4 protein-coding genes are annotated in these 2,792 nt (G+C 58.2%); 3 read left to right on the forward strand and 1 reads right to left on the reverse strand.

Annotated elements, in window-relative coordinates; all coding sequences use genetic code 11:
• Positions 1–2: 2 nt before the first annotated feature.
• The gene (locus tag ADICEAN_RS20570) at positions 3–659 is read right to left on the reverse strand and encodes a type III pantothenate kinase (RefSeq protein WP_009197607.1); all 657 of its coding nucleotides are present in this window, start codon (positions 657–659) and stop codon (positions 3–5) included.
• A 139-nt stretch (positions 660–798) separates the two neighbouring features.
• Between ADICEAN_RS20570 and ADICEAN_RS20575 the strand changes: the two genes are divergently transcribed.
• The 3 genes from ADICEAN_RS20575 to ADICEAN_RS20585 all read left to right on the forward strand — a co-directional run.
• Complete coding sequence (locus tag ADICEAN_RS20575) at positions 799–1,935, forward strand: 5-(carboxyamino)imidazole ribonucleotide synthase (RefSeq protein WP_009197608.1); 1,137 nt, start codon at positions 799–801, stop codon at positions 1,933–1,935.
• The gene (gene purE / locus ADICEAN_RS20580; RefSeq protein WP_009197609.1) at positions 1,932–2,468 is read left to right on the forward strand and encodes a 5-(carboxyamino)imidazole ribonucleotide mutase; all 537 of its coding nucleotides are present in this window, start codon (positions 1,932–1,934) and stop codon (positions 2,466–2,468) included. The genes ADICEAN_RS20575 and purE overlap by 4 nt, the downstream gene beginning before the upstream one ends.
• Positions 2,469–2,476: 8 nt before the next feature.
• The coding region (locus ADICEAN_RS20585; protein ID WP_040398659.1) for a YdcF family protein at positions 2,477–2,792 on the forward strand (316 nt) is incomplete at its 3' end.

Below are 2,792 nucleotides of genomic sequence, written 5' to 3' on the forward strand. Positions count from 1 at the left end.
ATTTAATTTGTTTTCAAAACTTTAGCATCTCCACCACAAAGAATTACCTGAAGATGAGGATAGATCTGCCTATAACGCCCAATTGTATATTCTATTTCACCCAGCATGCCCCAAAAGGCGCCGGCCTGCAGGCATTCCTGCGTGCTGCGGCCAGGCAAAGGGGGCAGGCTGCCTGCTTCCAGAGGGGCCAGGGGCAGGCGGGCCGTAAACTGGTGCATGGCCTGCAGGCGCATCTGCAGCCCGGGCGAGATGGCGCCGCCGGCATAGACCCCCTCGGGACGCACCAGCTCATGGGTAAGGCAGGTGCCGGCATCAAACACCAGCACGGCCTGGCCCGAAAAGCGGGCTGCCCCCCCTACGGCAGCGGCAATGCGGTCGGCGCCCAGGCTTTGGGGGGTCGCATAGTCGGTGCGCAGGGGCAGCGGCAAATCAGGGGTTAGCAGCAGGCTGGGCATGTGGGTGCCCAGCCTGGCCTGTAGCTCGGCCACCGGAGCCCCTACCGAGGCGATGATGGCAGCCTCAACCCCCTGCCGGCGCTCCAGACACCAGGGAAGAATGGCCTCCTGCTCCAGCCCATAGGCGACCTCCAGCAGCTGTTGCTGCTCAAACAGGGCGGCCTTGGCCCGGGTATTTCCTACATCAATGGCAATGCTGCGCATAGGGCCAAAGGTAGGCAGGGAAGTGGGGATATATATAGTAGTACGCGTACTTTTAGCAGCCTTTTTTAGCAGGCATCCCCTACTTCAGAAAAAACCCTATCTTTGTTTTTTTTAGTGCTTTTTTCATTTTCCTTTCTGTATGGCCTATCATCAGGATATTAAAATAGGGGTGCTGGGCGGCGGGCAGCTGGGCCGCATGCTACTCCAGTCCGCCATTGACTTTAACCTGGAGCTGCACATGCTGGACCCCGATGCGCAGGCCCCCTGCCACCAGCTGGCAAGCAGCTTTACCCAGGGCGCCCTTACCGATTACGATACGGTGCTCAGCTGGGGTGCCCCCTTTGATGTGATCACCATCGAGATCGAAAATGTAAACGTGGAGGCCCTGCGGGAACTGGAGCGCCAGGGCAAAAAGGTCTACCCCCAGCCCGATGTGATTGCCCTGATCCAGGACAAACGTACCCAGAAGCAGTTTTACCAGGAGCGGGGCATCCCCACGGCCCCCTTTATCCTTACCGAAAACCGGGAGGATGTAGCGCAGCATGTGGGCTTTTTGCCGGCAGTGCACAAGCTGGGCCGGGAGGGTTACGATGGCCGGGGTGTGCAGAAGATCGCCAGCAAGGCCGAGATACATAGGGCCTTTGACAAACCGGGCCTGCTGGAGAAGCTGATCCGGTTTGAGAAGGAGATTGCCGTCATTGTAGCCCGCAGCAGCACCGGAGAGGTAAAGGCCTTTCCGGCGGTGGAAATGGTCTTTCATCCCGAGCATAACCTGGTAGAGTACCTCTTTGCCCCGGCCCGCCTGCAACAGCACCTGAGCGAAAAAGCCGAAGACATTGCCCTGAAGGTGGCCGAAGAGCTCAAGATTGTGGGTCTGCTGGCAGTAGAGATGTTTGTAACCCCCCAGGGCGAAATTCTTGTTAATGAAGTAGCCCCCCGCCCGCACAACAGCGGCCACCAAACCATTGAAGCCAACTACAGCTCACAGTATGAGCAGCACCTGCGGGCCATTCTGGGCCTGCCCCTGGGCGATACGGCCTGCAAGATCCCCTCGGCCATGGTAAACCTGCTGGGTGAAGCCGGCCACAGTGGCCCCGCCCGCTATGCCGGCCTGGAGCAGGTACTGGAGCTCAGCGGCGTACACATTCACCTGTATGGCAAAAAGATCACCAAGCCCTTTCGCAAAATGGGGCATGTTACCATAGTCGATACCAGCCTGGAGCGTCTGCAGGAAAAAGCCCGTTTTGTAAAAGATACCCTAAAAGTAATTGCATGAGCAAGAATAAACCCCTGGTGGGCATTATCATGGGCAGCCAGTCCGATATGCCGGTAATACACGAAGCGGCCCAGATCCTGGAGCAGTTTGAGATTCCCTTTGAGCTAAGCATTGTATCGGCCCACCGCACCCCCCTGCGTATGGTAGAGTATGCCCAAACCGCCCGTAAGCGGGGCCTGCAGGTGATTATAGCGGGTGCCGGCGGTGCAGCCCACCTGCCCGGCATGGTGGCCAGCCTAACCAGCCTGCCCGTTATTGGGGTACCGGTCAAAAGCAGCAACTCCATTGATGGCTGGGATTCAGTATTGAGCATTTTGCAGATGCCTTCCGGAGTGCCCGTGGCTACAGTAGCACTGAATGGCGCCAAAAATGCTGGCATACTGGCCGCTCAGATCCTGGGCAGCACCGATAAGGCGGTTGCCAAAAAACTGGATGCCTACAAAGATGAGCTCCGCCAGAAAGTAGAAGAAATGGTAGAGAAGGTGGAAAGCCAGGGCTACCGCGGCAGCAAGATCGGCTTCTCTCAAACGTAATAACACCCATGCACTGGGGCGTATTGCTAAAAGGCCTGCTGGCACTTGTAGGGCTTCTGCTTCTGCTTCCGGCACTCTACCTGCTGTGGGATGGCCACCGTGCTACCCCCTGCCTCCAGGCGGATGTGGCTGTGATCATGGGCAATACCGTACATGCCGATGGCAGCCTCTCCCCCCGCCTGCAGGCCCGGCTGGACAAGGGGCTTGCACTCTATCGGCAAAAACAGGTGGCGCGCCTGCTGGTAAGCGGCGGCCTGGGGAAGGAGGGCCATTGGGAAGCCACTGCTATGGAAGCATACCTGCTGCAGCAGGGGGTTCCTCCTT

Source organism: Cesiribacter andamanensis AMV16 (assembly GCF_000348925.1).
Lineage (GTDB): Bacteria > Bacteroidota > Bacteroidia > Cytophagales > Cyclobacteriaceae > Cesiribacter > Cesiribacter andamanensis.